At 56.7% G+C, this 591-nt stretch carries 1 protein-coding gene; it reads right to left on the bottom strand.

What is annotated here, in order from left to right; genetic code table 11:
• Window positions 1–591 (bottom strand): polyketide synthase dehydratase domain-containing protein (locus G9F50_RS20260; RefSeq protein ID WP_165417789.1); only part of this gene is annotated, 591 nt, incomplete at both ends.

The raw sequence follows: 591 nt of genomic DNA, 5'->3' as shown, positions 1-591 counted from the left end.
ATCGGCTTGGATGACTTGGCCGTACAGCTTCGGATGTTCAAGGTGAGCCGTTTTCAGAAAAGCGGCCAGCCCCGCCAATACATTGTCTTCCCCCCTGTCGGGGACAAGAAGCTGGATCAGCGTTTTTTTCTTCTGTTTTTCTTTGATAAGACGCGTGACGATCGCTGACAGCTCCGCCGCGCAGGCGTCATAACGGTCTTCAATCGGACCTTCGCCGTCAGCCGCACATACGGCGCCGCTTATGTCCTCAGCGTTCATTCCGCCATACAGCGTCACGTATCTGAAAGACTTTTCTTGTCCGCCGCCTTCATCCGGCGGTGATTCCTGCCACTTTGGCTGAAACAAGAGCGGTTTTTCCTCCGTTTCCTCGTCCAGAAAACGGGCGGTGAGCCCCGTCAATCGGACACATACCGCGCCGTTTTCATCACACAGCTCAATATGATAGGCGCCATCCGCTGAGGAAAGCACCGCCCACATCGTCTCCCGGCACGCAGAAAACACCTGCATATCCTGGAGGGCAAACGGCAGAAACGGCCGTCCGGACGCGGAACCGTCTGAGAGCACGAGACCGATAGAAGCCTGAAGGGCGGC

Origin of the sequence: Bacillus sp. EKM206B (assembly GCF_011066015.1) — a bacterium.
GTDB classification, from domain to species: domain Bacteria; phylum Bacillota; class Bacilli; order Bacillales; family Bacillaceae; genus Bacillus; species Bacillus velezensis.
This window is presented reverse-complemented; position numbering and strand designations above follow the sequence as displayed.